The sequence below is a fragment of the Bacillus sp. NTK074B genome, from assembly GCF_017303375.1.
Classification (GTDB): domain Bacteria; phylum Bacillota; class Bacilli; order Bacillales; family Bacillaceae_B; genus Rossellomorea.
Genome location: NZ_JAFKOH010000010.1, coordinates 15535 through 36926, shown reverse-complemented (window position 1 = coordinate 36926; position 21392 = coordinate 15535). Strand labels below are relative to the sequence as shown.

The window sequence follows — 21392 nt, the reverse complement described above, 5'->3', positions numbered from 1 at the left end:
TTTAAAGGCGGTGAACTACATGAAAAAACGAACAATTTCCTATACTATACTCACTGTGTCGCTCCTTTTTATAGGTGCCAATACATATCTCATTGAAAAGGCCGACAGCAAGATCGCCCGGGAAGTCCGAGTCGCCGAGTGGGAACCCGTCAACAAAGGGGACCTGGCAAAAGAACTTCCAAAAGCCGGTGTGGTTGCATCAGAAGAAGAAAGCTACCTTTATTTCAATGACGAATTCGGTTCATTCAAAAAATTCCTCGTCAAAGAAGGAGATCATATTAAATCCGGAACTCCCCTTTATGAATATGAAGTAACTGATCAAACCCAGCAAAAAAGCGTGCTGGAATCAGAGGCCGACCAGCTGGAAGATGAAATTGACAGCATTGAAGGCAATATTTCAGATTTAAAACGACTGGAGTCTTCCCTTCCATCGGACTCCAGCGACGACAAAGAAATTCCCATCGACGCCAGCGCCCTTCAATCGGAATATGATCTAAAGAAAGAGATCGCCGACAAGGAACTGGAAATCGATCGACTGGAGAGTCAAATCGATAATCTGGACCGACAAATCAAGGATATCGAATCCTACGAAACGACCCTGACCGTCCAAAGCAGCGTGGACGGAACCATCAAGGATCTTTCCCACGCTGTCGAAAATCCATTGATCACGATTGCATCCCAGTCTACCATCGTCACAACGGATCTTACGGAAAAAGAAATCACGACGGTGGATGAAAACATGAACGCAACCGTCCAATCGGATGTTGAGAAGAAAACTCAAAAAGGCACTGTCACCAAAGTGGCCACCCTGCCTAAAAACGATCCGCACATCCAAACGGACAGCATGTACCCTGTCGAAATCAAACTTCAGGACAAAAAGAACGAACTTCTTCCAGGACATCACGTCTTTCTATCCATCATCACGGAAGAAGTGAGAGGTGCAGCTGTCGTTCCAGTGACGGCGGTTGAAAAAGACGGCCAATCAACATATATGTGGATTTTAACATCCAAGGGAACAGTTGAAAAACGCAAAGTGAAAACCGGACTGGCAGTCAACGGCCAGCAGCAGATCAAGTCCGGTGTGAAAGCTGGGGAATATTATATCGTATATCCCGATGATATCCCTGGGCTACAAAAGGGAGCCACGTTCATCACGGCCCTTGATTGGGATAAGGTGAAGTTGAGGGATTTGAAGAAATTGGATCGACCGACGATTCTTGAGAATGTATTGTTGGGGATTTTGGAACGGAAATAAATAGAAAAAACCCAAGAATGCGATGTACTACATTCTTGGGTTTTTTGCATCTTCAATGATTTCTCCTGATTCTTTCATCCAACATAAAGAATAGAACCGAACAGCACACTGCCGCTACCGAAAATCCGGGATGATAAAAATACGTCAACCCTCCAAATCCAATATGTATAAGTCCAGACACCCAAAAGCGATTTCCCATAAACCTCTTCGATATCATTTCCGCTGCGATTGAAGCAGGTACACCATACAAAAAATTCCCCATCAGACTAAATATAAGGATCATTAGCACAGACAGGAAGTCACTACTATACAAAACACCATTAAAAAGAGATATGAAAAAATGAAAAATGAACACCCCAAAGGTAAAGACGAGGGATGTATAAAGCGCTGCCTTCACTTTACGGGGCCCGTCTTTTACTAACATGTTTCTCATACCTGGGAGACATAAGGTTCCCAGTCCAAATGCCATGAAGACTATGACCTCTACCGGAGATTGTGAGACCATTAAAATCGCCACGACAACCACGATTGAAAAAATAAAAATGAAATTCTTTTTAATCACGTTCATTCACAAACCTTTTTATTTTCATTGTACAACAGCCGAAAAGATGGCGGATAGACCCCTTTTACATACATACTCCTCCCCAACCAACAAATACTAACGATCAAACCCTGACAAAAAGGAGCGGTCGCACATCATGAAAACACTCATACGCCTCACCATTTTCACCAGCCTGCTCTCCTTCACCATGCCCGCAAACGCGGCCCCACCCCACAAAAACGTCATCCTCCTCATCATGGACGGCACCAACTCCGACATCCTCACCCTCTCCCGCTGGTATCGAGGGACGGACCTCCAACTTGACGAGATTCTCGTTGGCGGCGTCCGGACATACTCCGCCCAATCCGCAATCACTGATTCCGCTGCAGCTGGCTCTGCCATGGCGACTGGTGTAAAGACAAGAGCGGATTTCATCGGGATGAATCCCGCTGGACGGCCTGTGTTGACCGTCCTTGAAGGGGCTAAGCTGACGGGCTACAAGACCGGCATTGTGTCCACCTCCCCGGTCCAGCATGCCACTCCTGCCGCCTTCACCTCCCACACCTTGAACCGGGATGAATTCGGGGATATCGGGGAACAGCAGGTGTACCAGGGTCTAGACGTGGTGTTAGGAGGCGGGGCTGCGTGGCTCAAGACTCAATCCAAAAAATACGCAAAAGATGACGACGGTATGCTGAAAACGAAGGAGGTCAGTCGGGAAGACGGGGAAAACCTGATGAAGGTAATTGCATCCGCTGGCTATGATATAGCCCTGGGAAGGGACGGACTTTTGAGAAAAGCGGTATCTTCTAAACTGTGGGGCGTGTTCGCCGACGAAGACATTTCCTATGAGTTGGACCGGGAGACGTTGAAGCCTGATGAGCCTTCTTTGGCTGAGATGACACGCGCCGCCATTGACCGGCTCTCTCATGGGGAAAAGGGTTTCTTTCTCATGGTCGAAGGAAGCAAGGTGGACTGGGCAGCTCATAAAAATGACCCGGTCGGGATGATCAGTGAGGTGTTGAGCTTTGACGACGCAGTGGGAGAAGCACTCGACTTTGCCCGTAAAGACGGGAACACCATGGTCGTTGCCGTCACGGATCACGGAAATAGCGGTTTGACGCTTGGGAATCATGGGACGAATGAGAATTATAAGACTCTGCCTCCCGGGAAGTTCATCCAGCCACTGAAGCAAGCCAGGCTTACTGTCAAGGGCGCAACCTCTCAGCTGAAAAAAGATCGTTCCAATTTAAAAAAGGTTCTTTCAAGCTATGGGCTGGGGAACCTCAATAAGAAGGAATACTGTGCGATGCAACATACCAAGAATGTTGAGGACCTAGAAGGGGAGATGGTTAACCTGATGGCAAAGCGTGCCAACCTGGGATTTACCACGCATGGTCATACCGGGGAAGACGTGTTTTTGTATGCTTATGGACCGGGCAAGCCTGTTGGACTGATCGAAAACACGGACATTCCGGGGGTGCTCTCTACTTATATGGGCTTCTCACTGGAAATGGGGCCACTCGCTACGTGGTATGTGGACGGCGTAAAGTATTATCGCGACAGGGGGTATGCTGTTGAAATCGAGGGACGGACCTCGAAAAATCCTGTGATGGTGGCCAAGCGTAATGGTGAAGTGCTGCGTTTTCCGGAAAATAAGGATTTCTATTGGAGAAATGATGAGGTTGTGGGTTTGAAGAGCGTAAATGTGTATGATGGAAAGACGTTTTATGTACATGTAGATGAGTAGGGGGTAGTGGGTTTTCAATTAGACTGTCAACGACAGATGCCAGGCGACCTTCTGGGGGATCTTTTCCCGATTTTCGTTTTTATTATCGTCCCCGGTTCCTTTATTTTCGGCTTTTTAATTATATTACCGGCCCGGATTGGAATATAATCCACTCCACCTTTCGTACCGGTGCCAGGCACCAAACTACCTTCTCGTACCAGGCACCGCACCCGTCACCCACACCATTCGACAAACTCCCCATCCTCCTTTCCCACACTTCCCCCACCCCATGTTCCTTTTCCCCCTCCTTTTGCGTTATAATAAAAGAATGCGATTTTATAGATTGGAGAGGTTGGTTGATGTCGATTCGTATTCAGGAGTTGAAGGATAAGTTGCTTCCCATGAGTCAGTCGATACAGGGTGAACTGGACCCGAATCAGGACGAGAGCAAGAACGTCGTGTCGAAGGGCCTTCTTTTGTTCCGTCAGAATCTGGTTTCGAACGTGAAGGTCCGGGATGATGAAGTGACGGCGGAGGTGCAGGATGTGACGCCTGTTTCCCTTGAGCTGAATCTTTCTTTCCCACTGTTAAGCAAGTGCTCATGTCCACAGGATAAATGGTGCCGGCATCAGATGGCGACCTTCTTTATGCTCTATAACAAGGTCGGCCGGGTCAGTGAGTGGATCCAGAAGTGGCGCAGTCAGACCCAGACCGCCACTCAGGAAGCCCAGTCACTGGATGATTTAATGAAGAAGCACGGTACTTTAAAGAAAGCCAGTGATCTATTAAATGAACGGAAAACACGGGGCAACACGCCGGAGGAATGGTGGCAGTTCTTTGACTCCCTTCTGAAACAAGAAGACTTGGAGTTACTTGAAAGACAGCCTTATTTGATGGATGTCCTGGTGCAGAATATCACGAAGCGTTTCATGAAGGAAGCTCCGTTCGAACGGGAATGGAAGCCTCTTTATCAGCTGTTTGCGACCCTGTACCTGTCGATTGAGATCGACCTTTATTTGCAAAAACGGAATGTCGAGCTGAGCCGCGAGCAGTACAGCATGTATGATTTCCTATTGGGCGAGATGGAAGATGCCGTGGAGAAGCTGTCGATCCATGCCATGCCGTTCAGCTTCGATCCGTATATTGCCTTTTTGAAAAAACAGACGATCACAATGAGCGATTCCACGGAGAACAGTACGATGATGAAGGCGGAGGTGTATCGCTTCCTATGGTACTACTTGTTCAAGCAGAAATCGTGGCGTCGTGAAGAAGTGACGCGACTGGAGGAGACGGACGTTGAGGACACAACCTTTTACAACGTGGCCCTTCTGCATCAATATCTTCTCCTTGAGGATCTGAATAAAGCAAGCGAAGTCGTGGATGAGCTCGGGACAGAACTCGTCGCGTTCAGTGAATTCTGGCTCCGTAAATTTTTCGTTGGGAAGCGTTACGAGGTTGGATTCTTCCTCGTCCGAAATATCCTTTCACGGATGCCGGATCATCTCGAGACCCTTGATTATTATGAAGCGACCCGGTTCGTCCGCTGGTTCGTGCGGATTTTGCCGATGGATTGGCTCATGGAAAAGGACAGTACGCTAGTGAATGAGCTCCTCCTCTCCATGCTTCCGTACAGCTTCTTCTCGTATAATGAGTACTTGATCAGTGCGAAGGCGTATCGTGAGTGGGTCGAGCTCCAGAGATATATGAACTACAGCATCGGTGAAATGGAAGGCATGGGTCTCCGGGACGTGACGAAGGAAGCGCCGGAGCTTGCCCTTCCCATCTACTACACCGGCGTCATCACAGCCATCGACCAGAAGAACCGCGACAGCTACAAGTTGGCCGTCCGGTATATGAAGAAAATCCGGACGATTTATAAAAAAACGAAGAGAACGGATAAATGGGATGTGTATCTCACCTATATCCTCGATAAATATAAGCGATTACGTGCGTTCCAAGAAGAGTGCAGAAAGGGTAAGTTAATCGATGCTTAAACTGTCTTCCGTCAAAATCAATGTCCATACAACTGAATACGAAGACCGTTTCTTCATCACGGCGGAAAATGAGGAAGGCGAGCTCCTCCCCACGAAAGATTGGAAGGGCCAGCTGTTTCTTTGGCATGAAGAAAGCTACTACGGTACTCTGCTTGAAGAAACCGATGGCGGAATCCCTGTCACCCAGTGGCAATTCCTGACCCTCCTTGCAGGCGAACACTTCAGCAGCATGATCCAGTGGGACTGGGAGGAGACCGGACAGGCGTGCATTGCAATTGCGCCGGTCATCTATGAAGCCGTGGAAGCCGGACGCTGGCTCCCGCGATTCGAGGAATGGCAGGAAAAAGGACTGCAGTTCCATATCCCTGATGAAGTCTGGTCGAATTTCAACGACGAATTCTGGGAAGAAGAGCTCCCCGGTGGAGGTCCGTCCCTCAAAAATTTAACGGAATCCTGGTTTCAGGGTGCGTTGAATGAGGCGATGGCGTCTGGAGGATCGAGTGCCATGAAGCGGATCCAGAAGCTAAAGGAGAGTACGCTGACGTCGGAGGAATTGGATGCCTACTTTGATGAGAGACGCTGGAGTGAGTGGATAGCAGGTACCGATGAAGAGCTTCCGTTCTCGATCGGGCTTCGGATAACCGAACCCCTCGATGAGGATCAGTCCTGGGAGCTTGAAACGGTACTGCGGGACCGGAAGAAAACGAATCGCATCATCTCCTTGACTGAGGACACGGTCCCTCCTTCCTGGAAAAAGCATCTTACCGACGTTTCCGAAGAACAGGAACGCTGGATGAAAATGATGCCGATCCTCCGTGACACGGATGGCTCCCTCCTGACGGGACTCGGTGAGCACGATGCGTGGGATTTCTTATCCGTGCTGAGTGAAAAGCTCATCGATCTCGATATCGAAATCCTCCTGCCATCCTGGTGGGAAGCGATGAAGGACGCCCAGGTGCTGGTGAAGGCAAAGCTCAAGAACACCGACACGAGCTACCGTCCTTCCTTCGTTGGATTGAACGCTATGCTCGACTTCGACTGGCGCTTGTCCATGAACGGCGTCAATTTATCGGAAGACGACTTCAATCAGCTCGTCGACGATCAGCGCCGCCTGGTGAAAATCCGCGGTCAGTGGATGAAACTCGATCCTGCCATGATCCGCCGAATTCAGCAGATGATGACGAAAGCCAAGGCTGAAGGAATCTCGATTCAGGATATGCTTGAACAGGAGCTCGTCCCACGGGACGGTGATGAATCGGATCTCGAGACTGATGACGACGAACATGACCCTTATCAATATGCCCGCATTCAGCTCGAACTCAATCGATCGATGAAAAAGATGATTCATCAACTGACAAATGTGTCCTCGATTCCGCTGACGGAAACGCCTGATGATTTTGTCGGCGAGCTCCGTCCCTATCAGCAGCTGGGGATGAGCTGGATGCTCTTTTTACGGAAGTTTGGATTTGGTGCCTGTCTGGCAGATGACATGGGTCTCGGAAAAACGGTTCAGCTGATCACGTACCTGCAGCATGTGAAGAAAACCGAGAAGCCGGAGACACCATCTTTGATCATTGCCCCTACCTCAGTTCTAGGAAACTGGCAGCGGGAATTGGAGAAATTCGCACCTGATTTGAAGGTCTACCTTCATTATGGACCTACCCGTGCCAAGGGTGAGGAATTCGCCGCTGCAATCAAGGATGTCGATGTGGTACTCACTTCATACGGCTTGTCCCATATAGATTTCGAGGAGCTGTCACTTGTCGAATGGACCTCGATTTCCCTTGATGAGGCGCAGAACATCAAGAACGCCAATACGAAGCAATCCCGGGCGATCCGCAAGCTGAGGGGTAAGCATCATATTGCCTTGACGGGGACCCCGATGGAAAACCGTCTATCGGAACTGTGGTCGATCTTCGATTTCTTGAACCACGGCTATCTTGGTGGCTTCACGCAGTACCAGAAGAATTACATCGCTCCCATCGAGAAAGATGAGAACGAAGCAAAGGTCAAAGAGCTTCAGGCCAAGATCAAGCCTTTCTTATTGCGTCGAACGAAGAAAGACCCTGAGGTGGAATTGAACCTTCCTGAAAAGCTCGAGCAGAAAGAGTATTGCCATCTGACGGCTGAACAGGCGGCACTGTATGAGCAGCTCGTGAAAGACACCCTTGCAAAAATTGAAACCCTGAGCGGATTCGAGCGCAAAGGTCTGATTTTGCAAATGCTGAATCAGCTCAAACAGCTGTGCAATCACCCTGCTCTCTATCTGAAAGAACCGGATCCGAAGTCGATCCTGTCCCGCTCTGAAAAAATGCAGAAGCTGAAGGATATCGTGGAAACCGCCCTTGAATCGGGAGAAGCCTGCCTCGTTTTCACCCAGTATATCTCCATGGGTGAAATGATTCAGGACGTGATAAAAGAAGAGTTTGATGTAGATGTCCCGTTTTTAAATGGCAGCATGGCCAAGGGGAAACGCGACGAACTCGTGGAGAAATTCCAGAATGGGGAATTCCCCGTCTTCCTGCTGTCCCTGAAAGCAGGCGGTACCGGTTTGAATTTGACGGCCGCCAACCACGTCGTCCACTACGACCGCTGGTGGAATCCCGCCGTTGAAAACCAGGCTACGGACCGTGCGTACCGGATCGGTCAGCAGCGGTTCGTACACGTTCATAAGCTCGTTTCATCAGGCACCCTTGAAGAAAAAATCGATGCCATGCTGATGAAGAAGCAGGCTCTGAACGACGAAATCATCCGCAGCGATCAGTGGGTGACGGAATTGTCGGATCAGGATTTGGAATCTTTATTGGTGTTGGAGTAAGATTTGCCTCTTTCCTTTTTTGGGGAAGAGGTTCTTTATTTGGGGTCCTCAATTTACTGGTTATATTTAGAAAAATACGCAATTAATAATAAAATGACGCAATGACTAACGGAAATGACGCAATTAATTTGAAAAAGACGCAATCACCCATTAAAATGACGCAATTCTTCTTCAGAACGTCTTCATCCTCAATCATAAAGCCACATTTGATTTCAAAATAAAGCCTAAAACCGGTTCAAACGGGGAATTCACTTTCTCAGCTGTCATTATTCTCTCAAACCTGACTCATTTCATACCAAAACGGTACAAACCCGCCTTAATTCCACGGCAATTTTCAAAATTTAATTACAAAAACCACCCAACTAAAAAAGCGCCAGCCTCCCAGCAGGAAACCGGCTCAACATGAAGAGTATAAGGGGAATAAATCACTTGCTTACTTGTCGCTGCACATGTTTATGTCTAATGAGGCACTACAGAGGCATCTTGCGGTGACCATTGGAATTTGAGACATTGCTTATAGGTTGGATAAAGCGTATGGAATGAATTCTAGGTTGAGGCTTAAGATGAGGTTTTCATCGTAGGATATTCGTACCCTTGTTCAAGGGCTGTTACACGTTGTGATAGGTAGAAGTGTTCGACATTGAGTCTTGCTACTTTTTTAATGAGATCCTCCGTCATTTTTTCCAATCGATCGACTCTTTGTTCAAGATCTTGCAGTGTGGTCACGACTTCCTCTCCCTTTACATCGTATTAGAACGGTAATTCAATCGGCTCTTTCTTACCTGGTTCGCTGGTGACTGTTGAAGATGGCTTACTGTCCAGGAAGCGTACATTTTCAGCCACGACTTCTGTGATGTATGTTCGTTTTCCCTGATCATTTTCAAAATAGCGGGTCTGGATCCTTCCCGTCACTCCAATGACGGATCCTTTCCTGCAGTATTTTTCCGTGTTTTCGGCCGCACGATCCCATATGGTACAAAGGACGAAATCGGCGTCAACTTGACCTTGCTGATTTTTAAATGGCCGGTTCATGGCGATGGTCACACTTAGTACAGATTTTCCTTCCGTTGTTTTTCTAGCTTCGGGATCTTTGGTCAGCCTTCCCACCAGGGTCACTTGGTTGATCAATCTCACTCCTCCTTTCTCTTAAGGTGTTTTCATCTTACAACCACTATGCAAATTTTGTAAAATCGTGAATTTCCGAAATTCGAGGTGAAAACGGCTTGAATTCCGGAAATTCCCCTAGGGAGATTTCGTGACATTTGACCAGAAACAGACGTAAAAACACAAAATTACAACTTTCGTCCTTTTTTTCATTGGCGATTGTATTAGGGAAACATTTCGCCCTATGATATAATTTGATAAAACCTTTAAATGGGAGATGTTCGTTCATGAAAACCTTTAAAGTGATTTCACTGCAAGTTGTGGAGAACGATGAACTGCGTGACTTTGAGCTTGTGGACGGTCTGATTATCAATAAAGAAGACGGACAGAAAACGTGGCTTGTCGAAACGTATTTGTCGAATGAATATATCGAGTTCTTTCAAATGGCCCAGCAAAGTAAGGAAGATGTGGAGATCCAGGTCGTCATTTCCCACGAAGCCAATGATCCGGCTGCATTCATGACATCCATCCGCTGCATCAAGGAGATGGATGAGCATATCAGCATCATGTTTGAAGGGAAATTGAAGAAGCAGCGGAATGAATATGCGGAAATATTGCTTGATGATTTAGTGCAAAAAGGATATTCCGGGGAAGAATTGGTTCGTCAGTTCCGTGAGAAAATGGTGTCGAAGCCGAGGATTCCGGCAACTGCGAAACCTAGCGTTTAATCATACGAAATTGAGTAATTCAATAAGGGATTTTATGATATAATTGGAATTAATATTGTGACTTCTTACAAGAAGATCAAGGTAGGTGTCCCTAGTGATTGGTGAAAGAGTCAAGAAATACCGATTAGAAAAAAGAATATCCATGACAGAACTCGCTGAAAAAGCGGGTGTGGCCAAGTCTTACTTGAGTTCTATCGAACGTAATCTTCAGCAAAACCCTTCCATCCAGTTCCTGGAGAAAGTGTCAGCTGCATTGAGAATTCCAATAGATGCACTTTTGCATGATCAGCCGGAAGATCAAAATATTGATCATGAGTGGCTTAAGATTACAGAAGAAGCGATGGATTCAGGAATTTCCAAAGAGCAGTTCCGGGAATTCATTGAATTCAATAAGTGGAAATTGGAGAATAAATAAAGTCTTGCGAGAAGGTTCGCAAGACTTTATTTATATTAAATCACTTTGAATTTAGTCATCTTTTCCGGGGATTGGCTGCGAAGAAATTCCCTGATTTCTTTTTTTGAAATTCCCGCGTCAAGTGCTTGTTTAATCAGTTCCATCCATTCCAGATCCAGTTCACGATTTGTCATCACTTTCCCCTCCCAAAATACGATTAAGTATTTCAGGCAGTCCAGCCATCTTAGTCTTCAAATAAACACATTTCCCTCATCAATCTTTGGCGTTTCATCATGAAGACATGCTTATTTTTAAACTTTAGATCTGTGACTTTGCGTCCCCATTTTTCAATGAGTTTGCCTTTGTCTGTCTGTTTCATTTGAACTACTACTATTATACTATTAAACACTTTGACCTCGTGTAGTTTTTTGTCTATTCTGTCAATTTACTTTACACCATTTCCTTACATTTTAAACCATTTTCCGACAATCGAACCTATTAAATGCCCATTGACCTGGACATATCATGTCGAAAGATTATTCTTATACCTTTCTAGCTTTTTCTTAAGAGGCAGCACTTTATCATTGATGTTTTGATAATGACTACCGGGATTATAAAACGGGTGATCGGATAAATCCATCTTACACGCCGGACATAGCCATTTACCCGTTTCTGCACTGCTATAGGACGGTCTTGTACAGCGACTACAGATTTTTTTGTACACATCATCACCTCTTACATTATTTATATGTTTTATAAAACGAGTAGATGCATTTCATATAACAACCGAATTGTTCTCATTAAAGAACAACAGTTACTACTATATTCTCTTTCACTAGATAAAATCCCTTTATAAATTACAATGTTTTCTATACACTAAAAGATTTTTCTCGAACGAAAAAAACCTCTTCCAATTGGAAAAGAGGTTTTTCGAAACGTGCGCTTATTTATTTTCTTCTAAACGTTCAATCAAATATTTTGCTTCAAGCTTACATGAATAATCATAGTCCGTACCAGATTGCTTCTGTAAGTTTTCCAGCATGTCAATTTGTTCTGACGTCGGTTCTTCCGATAGGATTTTTTCCATGGTTTCATTGATCTTATGTGCCAGTTCTTGATGGAATTCATCATCATTTTTCGTCTCATCACTGAGGTTCTTGTACCAGGAAGCATGTTCATTTATGTATGTACGCCAAGCAGAGATGAAGTCCTGGATATCGAATTTATCTTCTTGCCACTGGATCGAAGCCATGTATTGTTCAAATGAGGTTTTTATTGAACGGGTAATACTTATTTTTGTACCCGATGAGAAGTTTTTTAACATGTAAGTAAAGTACCCCCTAATCAGTATCCTATACGCGATATTATTTTTACTATAACATAACCATTTGACGATATGTAGTTTATGAACAGGAGAAAAATATGGTAAACCCTCTAAAATATATTATACTATTATATTTTACAGTAATACGTAAACCACTGCAAATATAAGGAAAAAAGCAGAGGCGGCCTTTCGTCACCTCTGCTTCCTAACATTACTCGTCCTTATTATCCTTATCCTTCATATCAATATCATCTTCTACAGCGTCTTCTTCAGGCGTGTTTTTATCCTTGGCTGCATCTTTGTCACCGTCGACATTCTTGTCTTCAGACTCAGGGTATTTCTCTTCATTCATGTCCCCGTTGTCGTTCATATCGTTATTCTCATCCATGTTGTCGTTCTCTTCCATCGGTGCTTTATCTTCCGGAGGAGGCTCCTGGTTGGCGTTACATCCTACAAGAAGGAAAGCTGCGAGGGCTGACCCACCAAGAATCGGTAATAATTTTTTGCTCATGATGTATGACTCCTTTCTGTCTGTTCAATTAGTGTAAGACCGCTAGTTGGTCTTTTGTTATCTTTCCCGGAAATTGAATTTACTTGCATGGGGGAGAAATGATTTGGGATGTTAAAAAGAGGGAGTGTTTGGATTCACATGAGGTGTATATAAAAAACCGGACCTTATCAGATCCGGTTTCGTACCATTCTATTCCTGCTTATCTCCAAGAGCAAACATCATTTCTAATTCACAAACAACTTCACCGTCAACCGTCGCTACACCTTTTCCTTTGCCAATCGGCCCTTTAAAGCGGATCATTTCCACTTCCAGGCGCAGCTGGTCCCCTGGCTTAACCTGACGCTTGAAACGGCATTTGTCGATACCAGTGAAGAATGCCAGTCGTCCACGGTTATCCTCCACCTTCAGCATCGCCACAGCCCCGACCTGAGCCAGCGCCTCCACAATCAACACGCCGGGCATCACAGGATAATCGGGGAAATGACCATTGAAAAATTCCTCATTTGCCGTCACATTCTTAATCCCGACTGCCTTCTTGCCTTCCTCAACCTCTAAAATCCGGTCAACCAGCAAAAACGGGTAACGATGGGGAATAATCTCTTTAATCTCATTAATATCAAGCATCTCTAACTCCTCCTACCAATATGTATGTACACCTTATTGTACAGAATCCTTGCTGAAAATAGCAACAAGACGGGAGGGACGGACCTCGAATTTCAAGCTCCGTCCACAGCAGAATCCCGTCATATCAGGGTTCCTTGCGAGTAAAGCTATATCATTCGAGGTCCGTCCCTCATAAGAACTCAGAACATTATTTCTTCACAACAATATCAATGATGTGCTGCCAGGTTTCTGCTTTGAAGACGTCGGCTGCCTGGCCGTCGCCGATTCCTGCGAAGCCGATGACGGCACCGAGGATGAGACTTCCTGCAAGTAAAAGGATGAACAGAAGGATCCTGAGCCAGATTGGGAGCATGCGAACACGCACCCAGCGTGACGGCTTGGATTTGTCCTTTTGCTTTTCCTTCTTTTCTGCTTTTACTGATTCTCTTGTCGCTTTTTCTTGCAGTAGCTCTTTTTCACTCATAGCATTTAACTCCTTTTAGCGTATCCCATTTACAAGGCCCATCATTTGATCTGCAAGAGAGATCGAGCGCGCCTGGAATTGATATGATCGTTGGACATTCAGCATGTCCGTCATTTCCTTGCTGATATCCACGTTGGATCCTTCTAACGAATTCTGGACCATGGAAATGTCAGACCGTCCTCCCCCAGTGACGTTCGTCAGGACTTCCTCTTCCGTCACACCCAGTTCATCCAGGTTGTCAGCAAAACCTAACAGATTGCCTCCGAATTGCTGAAGGAACTGAGCCTTTTCAATCGTCACCACGCCCAAGTTGAACTGTTCTGCCGTTCCCAGGGAATCCCTGACTGTAAGAACCCCATTATCGCCCAATTCAAAGGCAGAGGCATCTTCTGAGAACGTTATATAGTTATCATTTTCATCAAGGATCGGCAATCCGCTTCCATTCACGAGCATCGCTTCCCCATTCCCCGTCGGACTGGCGAAGAATGCTCCGTCCCTCGTATAGCGGACGGCACTTTCTCCATCGTCCTGGGAAAGGACTTTGAAGAACTGTCGATCACTGGTCAAAGCAAAGTCCAACGAACGGCCTGTTGCTTTCAACGATCCCTGATTCAGTATCAGCTGGGATTGAGATAGCTTGGCGCCGTTCCCTTCCCGGACTCCAAGAGGGGTGAGCCTGCCTGCTTCAAACTTGTCCACGCCCTGGTTCTTTACCTGCTGGACGAGCATCTCGGAAAACGATGCATCCCGGCGCTTATATCCGTTTGTATCTGCGTTCGAAAGATTATGACCAATCATATCCATTTGTTTCTGCAGCTGGCCTAATGTGTTGGTTGCTGTAATCATCGTTCGATTCATGACACGTTCTCCCCTATTATAAGGTATTCAGTGGCGTAATTCATTTACAATACTTGCTATCCGTTGACCCGGCCGATTTCGTTGGCCGCCTTTTCCATGCTGCGGTCATAAGCCTGAAGCACCTTCTGGTTGGCTTCAAATGCCCGGTATGCCGACATCATGTCTGTCATTGTACGGGAAGCATCGACGTTGGACCGCTCCAGGAAGCCTTGTTTAGTGTTAAAAGAAACGTTTTCCTGTTCATAGGCATCAGGAAGAGCTGCGTTGTCTTCTCTTGAAAGCAGCCCGTCTCCCTGCTTGACCAGCACATTGGGATTGTTGGAATATCCCACTCCCAATGTGGCCACTGCGTTATCCCCGACAAGGATCTGCCCCTTTTCACCAACCGTGAACTGATCACGATCGAGCTGGATCCTGTCACCATTGTCATCCAATACATAAAATCCGCTGTTCGTGGTGAGGAAGCCGTTTCCGTTCACCGTCAGATTTCCGTTACGCGTATAGCGTGGACTTCCATCCGGTCCTTCCACCGTCAGGAACACCGATCCCCGGATTCCCGTCTCTTCGTCCAATGGCATAGAACCATCCAACAGGGCCACATCCAAGCCACGACCCGTTTCCTGAAGGTCACCTTGAACAAAGGAAGGGATGGTTTCCTGCATGTATACACCTGTATTCAGTTTCCCCACTCTTTGGTTAAAAGGAAGGGTTAATGTTTTCTCGGTGGGAACCGACGTAGAATCCATCCGATCCATCAGCATTTCTGGAAATGCCCGCATGGAAGCCTGATCCGCCTTATAACCCGGTGTGTTGGCATTGGACATATTGTTCGTCAGCATCTCGGTCCTGCGCTGTTGAGAAAGCATGCCGGATGCTACTGTATAAAATCCTCTAAACATCTACTTTCACCTCTTAACGGTTATATCGGATCCATGGTGCGATCGTTTTACACGATTCTTCTTCTGGAAATTTTATCGATGTTCTCAAGCATCAATCCTGTCCCTATTGCTACGCAATCCATCGGGTTCTCAGCAATTAATACAGGTACTTTCAATTCTTCTGCAAGCAGGGTGTCCATTCCGTGAAGAAGGGCCCCACCACCCGTTAAGATGACTCCACGGTCAATGATATCCGCTGATAATTCAGGCGGAGTCTTCTCAAGGACATTCTTTGCAGCCTGGACGATGACAGCCACTGATTCACGAAGCGCCCCTTCGATCTCTTTCGACGTCACAGTGATGGTACGAGGCAGACCAGATACCATGTCACGGCCGCGGATGCTCATTTCTCTGCGGTCTTCATCAAGTGTCTCAGAGAATACCGTTCCGATGTTCACCTTGATATCTTCAGCTGTACGCTCCCCGATCAGAAGCTTGTACTCTTTTTTAATATAATTCAGAATTTCGTGATCAAATTTATCTCCGGCCATTTTGATGGACTGACTCGTTACGATGTCACCCATGGAAAGAACCGCTACATCCGTCGTTCCTCCACCGATATCCACGACCATATTACCCGTTGGATTGAAGATGTCCATGCCGGCACCGATTGCCGCCACCTTTGGCTCTTCTTCCAGATAGATTTTCTTTCCGCCGCTCTTTTCAGCCGCTTCCCTGATCGCCTTTTGCTCAACGCTCGTGATGTTTGTAGGGCAACAGATCAAGATGCGTGGCTTTGAAAGGAAACCCTTTACATTCAGCTTGTTAATGAAATGCTTCAACATTGCTTCTGTAACATCAAAGTCAGCGATGACTCCGTCTTTTAACGGGCGGGTCGCCACGATATTCCCAGGAGTACGTCCAACCATGCGGCGTGCCTCTTCTCCAACAGCCAATACCTTCCCCGTATTCTTATCAAGCGCCACAACCGATGGCTCATTCAAGACGATTCCCTTTCCTTTTACATGAATCAATACATTAGCCGTACCAAGGTCAATCCCAATATCTTTCGCAAACATCTTATGTTTCTCCCTTCTTCTCCTACAAATTCATGAACGTCATTCATCTATGATTTCACTAGTATGTCATTACGTTTTAACGTTAAGGCAGAACTTTCACCTAATTAATTATTTTACCATAAATATGTCGAAGTGAGATGGTATTTGTCAAAAAAATGTATTGAGATTGTTATTTAATTGGAAATAGATAGGTGGTTAGGGTGTGGATGTTACAGGAGTGTTAAGATTTATTGGGGGATGGTGGTGATTATGTTCAGCTGCTGATCGTATGCTGGTTTTTGACAGGTAAAATGGTTCGTGAAAGCAGCTGCTGAATTTCAGACGATATTCACCTGCTGAACTTTCCTCATTATTCTCCTGAAAAAAACGGAATAATCAGCAGTCTAATTTCGTACAAATTTTCACTCTAACACCTACAAACATAAAAACACACCAAGCATGACCCATCACTCTGGGGCTTGGCGTATTTTGGTTAGCTGTGGAGCTCTTCTTTTTTGTACTTTTGCTTGGTTGCCTCTCCACCTCGTAGATGCCGGATAGATTTATGGTAATCAAGTATGGTTTTGACTTCATTTGCGAGATCCGGATTAATTTCTGGCAGTCGTTCTGTTAAATCTTTATGGACAGTACTTTTGGACACGCCAAACTCCTTCGCAATTACACGAACAGTTTTTTTCGTCTCCACGATATACTTACCAATCTTGATTGTTCTCTCTTTGATGTAATCGTGCACACCACTCGACCTCCCTAAATTGGATGTGAGAAGTGTGAAATGAGACTCGCTTTCGCATCAATGATATAGTGCAGACCCTTTACCCATGGGCAAACGGCAGAAAGCCTTATTTATGGCGACAGCTTCCTGATGTTACAACGTATAAACAAATATTCAGCTAATGATCGATGGTATAACGACGATTCCTCACCTCAAACACTCTCTATTTTGATAGGTTTGTTTCATTTTATTAGCTTGTGCCCACATATATGCACAAAAAACACAATAAGGACAAGGTTTCGATTGAATTTTCTGAAAAATAAATGGAGGGACGGACCTTCCCGGGGAAATGTGAGGAGATGACATATGTTTCGACATCATGTGTATACATTCTCTTTCTCTCCACTATTTCCTGAGAAATGAGTCGATGATTTCAGTTAATTGTCTGATCATTGATGATTTTCTTTATATGAAAAATGCCTTACCTGTAAATGAATGAAAGCTGCCGATCACCGCATCTGGTTTCAAGATGGGGCGCATGGGAAATCGAGCTTCAGAGCTGATAATTAGACGTAAAAATTCCGCTTAATTAGTTATGGATACTACTAAAAAGCTGAAATAGACGGAAAGATTCCGCCTATTTGCTCAATCATACGAATATGGGTCGTTTTTTCTGCTCGTTAGCGGAAAATCTCCGCTTATTTCGCTCAAAAATAATGTTCAGCTGACTTTAACCGGAATATCTCCGCTTATATGCTGGCTCTTCTATAAAGGAAAAACCTATTCTGAATAAAGAAACTCGCCATATTCACTACGGCGAGTTTCAGTAATGCTGCATTTCATATTTTTTATTAAAAACACTTCTCACCCTTTAAACTCTACCTCGTCATCCACCCAAACTTCCCCGTCTCTAAACGTCATTTGTTCCGGATAACGGAGATCCATTACTTCTTCCTGGATCTTCTGAGAAGGAGCTTTCGTCATAAGGGACACCACGATATTGGCGATGGCTGCTGACGTCGCTCCAAACACACCTGCTCCCGTATCAATGATTCCAAATAAGGTGACGCCTGAACGCGCCAGGAAGATATACGTGAGGGTCACGGCGAGGCCCACAAGCATCCCTGCGATCACCCCCTGGGCGTTGGAGCGCTTCCACCAGACTCCGAGCAACAGGGCCGGGAAAAACGTTCCTGAGGCCAGGGCGAAGGCCCAGGCAACGATTTGAGTGATGACTCCCGGCGGATTCAGCGCAACCACTCCGGCGAGGACTGTCGCCACTACGATCGACCAGCGTGCAACCGCCAGACGGTTCCGCTCTGTCGCATTCGGCTTGAAAACCCGGTAGTAAATATCATGGGCAAAGGAAGAAGATATGGCGATCATCAATCCTCCCGCCGTCGACAGGGCCGCTGCCATGGCGCCGGCTGCGACAAGTCCGATGACGAACACGCCGAGGTTCGCAATCTCAGGCGTCGCCATGACGACGATATCATTCGAGATAATGATCTCCTTCCATTGAAGGATTCCGTCCCCATTCGCATCGGCCACCTGCAGTTTCCCCGTATCCACCCATGACGTCGTCCAGGCTGGCAGGTCGCTGATTTTGCTTCCCGCTACTTTGGTCATCAGAATAAACCGGGAGAACGCCGCATAAGCAGGCGCTGAAAGATAGAGAAGACCGATGAAGAGCAGTGCCCATGCCCCCGACCAGCGAGCCGCCTTCATCGTCGATACCGTATAAAACCTGACGATGACGTGGGGAAGTCCTGCTGTACCGGCCATCAAGGTGAACATGAGGGCGAGGAACTGCCACTTCGTCCCGTTGGTAAAAGGAGCGAAGTATTCCGAAACGCCAAGCTCTCGGTCGAGTTCACCGATTTTCCCCACCAGCTCCCCATAAGAGAGCCACGGGGCAGGATTCCCTGTTATCTGGAGGGACATGAAGATGACGGGAATTAAGTAGGCAATGATCAACACGATATACTGAGCTACCTGTGTCCACGTGATCCCCTTCATCCCCCCGAACGCCGCATAGAAGGCGATGAGGACGACCCCGATCATCGTACCGACTTTGGCATCAATTTCGAAAAGACGCCCGATGACGACACCCGATCCGGACAGCTGGCCAATCGAGTACGTGAAGCTGATAATGATCGTACAGATGGCGGCAATGACCCGAGCCGTATGGCTGTTGTACCGGTCCCCGATAAATTCCGGCACCGTATATCTCCCGTACTTCCTGAGCTGCGGGGCGAGCAGGAAGGTCAATAATAGATATCCTCCCGTCCAGCCCATGATATAGGCAAGTCCATCATAGCCGAGGATCATAACGGTACCCGCCAGTCCAATGAATGAAGCCGCACTCATCCAGTCGGCCCCGATCGCCATCCCATTGAAGACCGGTGGAACTCCGCGACCCGCTACATAGAAGTCCGATGTCGCCTTCGCTTTGTTATAAACTGCAATGCCGATATATAACGCAAACGTCAAGAGAATAATAGACGTCGATACGATAAACTGAGTATCCATTCATTCTTTCCCCCTGTTTCTTCTCTTTTTAGTTTAATGATCCAGCGTCTTCCCATAGCTGATCTGTTCATTTTTCCTTTCATCAAGTCCATATTTCCGGTCGATACTGTCACTCACCTTCGCATTGACATAAAGCAGGATGATGAAAATGATGATCGACCCCTGTGCCCCCATGAAATAATGGAACGGAAATCCGTTGATGGCGAACGTGGACAGACGTTCGGCAAACAGCACCACACCAAAGGAAGAAAGGAGCCAGATGACTAAGTACAGCGCCATATATCGATTTTTTTCTTTAAAATACTGATCGGCTTTCGCTCTATCAATCTTCTTCATGTATGTAACCCCTTTTCAAGCTCATTATTTTAAACTGAAAATGAATTTCACGGTTTCAAAAAACGGCACCGGAACGATGGCGATCTGAACAATAAAATAAATGAATAAAGACAGAAATGGAATGGTCAGAAAGAATGCCCGCTTTTTTCTGAGGGCAAGGATGATACACCCACCTGTGATAAGTAAAAATGCCATGAAGGAAATCAACGTTTCACCTCCTTAATGCTAGTCTTGGTTCTCGATAACCTCCCATCTGCAAGAGACTTAATTTTCTGAAATTTATATATGCATTCATTATCTTTACTGGGAAAAGCTTGGTCAATAAACAAATAACGACATGACCACGTCACTTTTTTATCTTTCATTTTACTGAAATAAGGTTATTTCAGATTGTGATCCTCTTTGTATATATATTTACGATAGAAACATTTTCCCAGCAAAGCTTCCACTCTGTCGAATTTCCAAGGAAATTTTTTGGCATATAAAAAAAGACTGACCTGTAAAAAGGCCAGTCTTCATTTATTTGATTACTCTTCGTCTTTAGCGTTGTCTTGGCTTTCTTGTTTCGGCTTGGCCTGGTCCTGCTTTTCATCAGTGGACTTGTTTTCTTCAGCTTCGCCTTTGTCTTCAGTAGCTTTGTTCTCGCTAGCTTGATCTTCTACGGCATTTTCTTCTGCAGCTTCTGCATCCGGCTGTTCACCTGAAACTTTCTTGTCTTCAAGCTGTGCCTCTTGAAGTGTGGCAAGAGACTTATTGAAGTATTCCAGTGGATTCACGGCTACATCCGCTTTACGGATTTCAAAGTGTACGTGAACGCCCGCTTCTTCATTGAATAAGCTCTTTCCTGCTTTCGCAATGGCTTGTCCTTGATCGACTACATCTCCAACCGCGACTTCAAAGTCTTTCACTGATTGATAACGAGTCACGATGCCTTTGCTGTGCTCGATTTCAATCGTGTTCCCAAGTAGGGAATCTTCTTGAACCTTTGTGACGGTACCGCTCATGGCAGCCAGTACATCGAATTCTTTCCCATCTTTCGAGATGTCGACTCCCTGGTTCGGATAGTACATGTTTCCATAAACGACTAGGGCTGCTTCCTGTTCTTCGGCTGACGCTTCAGTGTCGTAGAATTGTTTTTCGATAACTGTATCTTCAGGACTTGAAACAGGCATTACAAAGTTTTCCAATGAACGATTGACTTCTTCTGCAGGCTGGTTGAACTCATTATCGGTAGGAACTCCATCATAGCTGTAATCCTTGGCTTTCTCGTTTACATCATTTCCTGCCTGGTACCACAGAATCCCCGTGATAATGATTGCTGCACTTGCTAAATAGATTGCTGGGTATGCCCAACGTCTTTTCAAAAAGTTTTGAGAAGGGTGTTTCTTTTCTTCCTCTCTCATTTTCATCACCTCTGCAATCATTCTGAACAGAATTCTGAAAATATATACACATTGGCAAAAAATTTTTAATTTCTTATGTTTCGACAAAGTGGGGAGGAATATGTATGGA

Annotated in this window: 23 protein-coding genes and 1 riboswitch; of the genes, 6 read left to right on the top strand and 17 right to left on the bottom strand. The window is 45.9% G+C overall.

Annotated features, from left to right (window positions below):
- Positions 1-19 precede the first annotated feature (19 nt).
- On the top strand, positions 20-1255 hold the full coding sequence (locus JI667_RS16430; protein ID WP_206857126.1) for an efflux RND transporter periplasmic adaptor subunit: 1236 nt from the start codon (positions 20-22) through the stop codon (positions 1253-1255).
- A 52-nt stretch (positions 1256-1307) separates the two neighbouring features.
- Here JI667_RS16430 and JI667_RS16425 read toward each other — a convergent pair whose 3' ends face one another.
- On the bottom strand, positions 1308-1823 hold the full coding sequence (locus tag JI667_RS16425; protein ID WP_206857125.1) for a hypothetical protein: 516 nt from the start codon (positions 1821-1823) through the stop codon (positions 1308-1310).
- A 130-nt stretch (positions 1824-1953) separates the two neighbouring features.
- Here JI667_RS16425 and JI667_RS16420 point away from each other — a divergent pair, with 130 nt between their 5' ends.
- The 3 genes from JI667_RS16420 to JI667_RS16410 all read left to right on the top strand — a co-directional run bounded on the left by JI667_RS16420 (position 1954) and on the right by JI667_RS16410 (position 8337).
- A complete protein-coding gene (locus JI667_RS16420) occupies positions 1954-3546 on the top strand; it encodes an alkaline phosphatase (RefSeq protein WP_206857124.1) in 1593 nt (530 codons plus the stop codon).
- A gap of 338 nt (positions 3547-3884) precedes the next feature.
- Positions 3885-5519 (top strand): SWIM zinc finger family protein, encoded by a 1635-nt coding sequence (locus JI667_RS16415; RefSeq protein ID WP_206857123.1) that lies wholly within the window; start codon positions 3885-3887, stop codon positions 5517-5519.
- Positions 5512-8337: a DEAD/DEAH box helicase gene (locus JI667_RS16410; RefSeq protein WP_206857122.1), complete on the top strand. Its 2826-nt coding sequence runs from the start codon at positions 5512-5514 to the stop codon at positions 8335-8337. Before JI667_RS16415 ends, JI667_RS16410 begins: the two co-directional genes overlap by 8 nt.
- 558 nt (positions 8338-8895) lie before the next feature.
- Here JI667_RS16410 and JI667_RS16405 read toward each other — a convergent pair.
- Positions 8896-9063: a hypothetical protein gene (locus JI667_RS16405; protein ID WP_206857120.1), complete on the bottom strand. Its 168-nt coding sequence runs from the start codon at positions 9061-9063 to the stop codon at positions 8896-8898.
- 24 nt (positions 9064-9087) lie between these two features.
- Complete coding sequence (locus JI667_RS16400; RefSeq protein WP_206857119.1) at positions 9088-9465, bottom strand: single-stranded DNA-binding protein; 378 nt, start codon at positions 9463-9465, stop codon at positions 9088-9090.
- A 263-nt stretch (positions 9466-9728) separates the two neighbouring features.
- On the opposite strand from JI667_RS16400, the gene JI667_RS16395 reads away from it, so the two are divergent.
- Both JI667_RS16395 and JI667_RS16390 read left to right on the top strand, forming a co-directional pair.
- A complete protein-coding gene (locus JI667_RS16395; RefSeq protein ID WP_206857117.1) occupies positions 9729-10169 on the top strand; it encodes a YwpF-like family protein in 441 nt (146 codons plus the stop codon).
- A gap of 94 nt (positions 10170-10263) precedes the next feature.
- Entirely contained in the window at positions 10264-10584 is a 321-nt protein-coding gene (locus JI667_RS16390; RefSeq protein WP_206857116.1) for a helix-turn-helix domain-containing protein, read from the top strand.
- 35 nt (positions 10585-10619) lie between these two features.
- Here the strand turns inward: JI667_RS16390 and JI667_RS16385 are convergent, their stop codons facing one another.
- The 14 genes from JI667_RS16385 to JI667_RS16320 all read right to left on the bottom strand — a co-directional run bounded on the left by JI667_RS16385 (position 10620) and on the right by JI667_RS16320 (position 21283).
- Positions 10620-10757 carry an anti-repressor SinI family protein gene (locus tag JI667_RS16385; RefSeq protein ID WP_206857115.1) on the bottom strand — a complete coding sequence of 46 codons (138 nt, stop codon included), beginning with the start codon at positions 10755-10757 and terminating at the stop codon, positions 10620-10622.
- A gap of 32 nt (positions 10758-10789) precedes the next feature.
- Positions 10790-10934, bottom strand: a riboswitch (cyclic di-GMP riboswitch).
- A gap of 152 nt (positions 10935-11086) precedes the next feature.
- Positions 11087-11287 (bottom strand): hypothetical protein, encoded by a 201-nt coding sequence (locus JI667_RS16380; protein WP_206857114.1) that lies wholly within the window; start codon positions 11285-11287, stop codon positions 11087-11089.
- A 219-nt stretch (positions 11288-11506) separates the two neighbouring features.
- Complete coding sequence (locus tag JI667_RS16375; RefSeq protein ID WP_206857113.1) at positions 11507-11887, bottom strand: hypothetical protein; 381 nt, start codon at positions 11885-11887, stop codon at positions 11507-11509.
- Between the two features lie 211 nt (positions 11888-12098).
- A complete protein-coding gene (locus JI667_RS16370; RefSeq protein WP_206857112.1) occupies positions 12099-12398 on the bottom strand; it encodes a hypothetical protein in 300 nt (99 codons plus the stop codon).
- Between the two features lie 189 nt (positions 12399-12587).
- Positions 12588-13022, bottom strand: a complete 435-nt coding sequence (gene fabZ, locus JI667_RS16365; RefSeq protein WP_206857111.1) for a 3-hydroxyacyl-ACP dehydratase FabZ — start codon at positions 13020-13022, stop codon at positions 12588-12590.
- Between the two features lie 187 nt (positions 13023-13209).
- Entirely contained in the window at positions 13210-13485 is a 276-nt protein-coding gene (locus tag JI667_RS16360) for a DNA-directed RNA polymerase subunit beta (protein ID WP_206857108.1), read from the bottom strand.
- A gap of 15 nt (positions 13486-13500) precedes the next feature.
- The gene (locus JI667_RS16355; RefSeq protein WP_206857107.1) at positions 13501-14343 is read right to left on the bottom strand and encodes a flagellar hook-basal body protein; all 843 of its coding nucleotides are present in this window, start codon (positions 14341-14343) and stop codon (positions 13501-13503) included.
- 56 nt (positions 14344-14399) lie between these two features.
- The gene (locus JI667_RS16350) at positions 14400-15242 is read right to left on the bottom strand and encodes a flagellar hook-basal body protein (RefSeq protein WP_206857106.1); all 843 of its coding nucleotides are present in this window, start codon (positions 15240-15242) and stop codon (positions 14400-14402) included.
- 47 nt (positions 15243-15289) lie between these two features.
- Positions 15290-16300, bottom strand: a complete 1011-nt coding sequence (locus JI667_RS16345) for a rod shape-determining protein (RefSeq protein WP_206857105.1) — start codon at positions 16298-16300, stop codon at positions 15290-15292.
- Between the two features lie 472 nt (positions 16301-16772).
- Positions 16773-17033 carry a sporulation transcriptional regulator SpoIIID gene (spoIIID, locus tag JI667_RS16340; protein WP_034765200.1) on the bottom strand — a complete coding sequence of 87 codons (261 nt, stop codon included), beginning with the start codon at positions 17031-17033 and terminating at the stop codon, positions 16773-16775.
- Between the two features lie 843 nt (positions 17034-17876).
- Positions 17877-19544, bottom strand: a complete 1668-nt coding sequence (locus tag JI667_RS16335) for a sodium:solute symporter family protein (RefSeq protein WP_206857104.1) — start codon at positions 19542-19544, stop codon at positions 17877-17879.
- Between the two features lie 33 nt (positions 19545-19577).
- Positions 19578-19880 carry a DUF4212 domain-containing protein gene (locus tag JI667_RS16330; protein ID WP_206857103.1) on the bottom strand — a complete coding sequence of 101 codons (303 nt, stop codon included), beginning with the start codon at positions 19878-19880 and terminating at the stop codon, positions 19578-19580.
- Between the two features lie 24 nt (positions 19881-19904).
- The gene (locus JI667_RS16325; protein WP_206857102.1) at positions 19905-20087 is read right to left on the bottom strand and encodes a hypothetical protein; all 183 of its coding nucleotides are present in this window, start codon (positions 20085-20087) and stop codon (positions 19905-19907) included.
- Positions 20088-20407: 320 nt separating this feature from the next.
- Positions 20408-21283 carry a peptidoglycan DD-metalloendopeptidase family protein gene (locus JI667_RS16320; protein ID WP_206857101.1) on the bottom strand — a complete coding sequence of 292 codons (876 nt, stop codon included), beginning with the start codon at positions 21281-21283 and terminating at the stop codon, positions 20408-20410.
- Positions 21284-21392 lie beyond the last annotated feature (109 nt).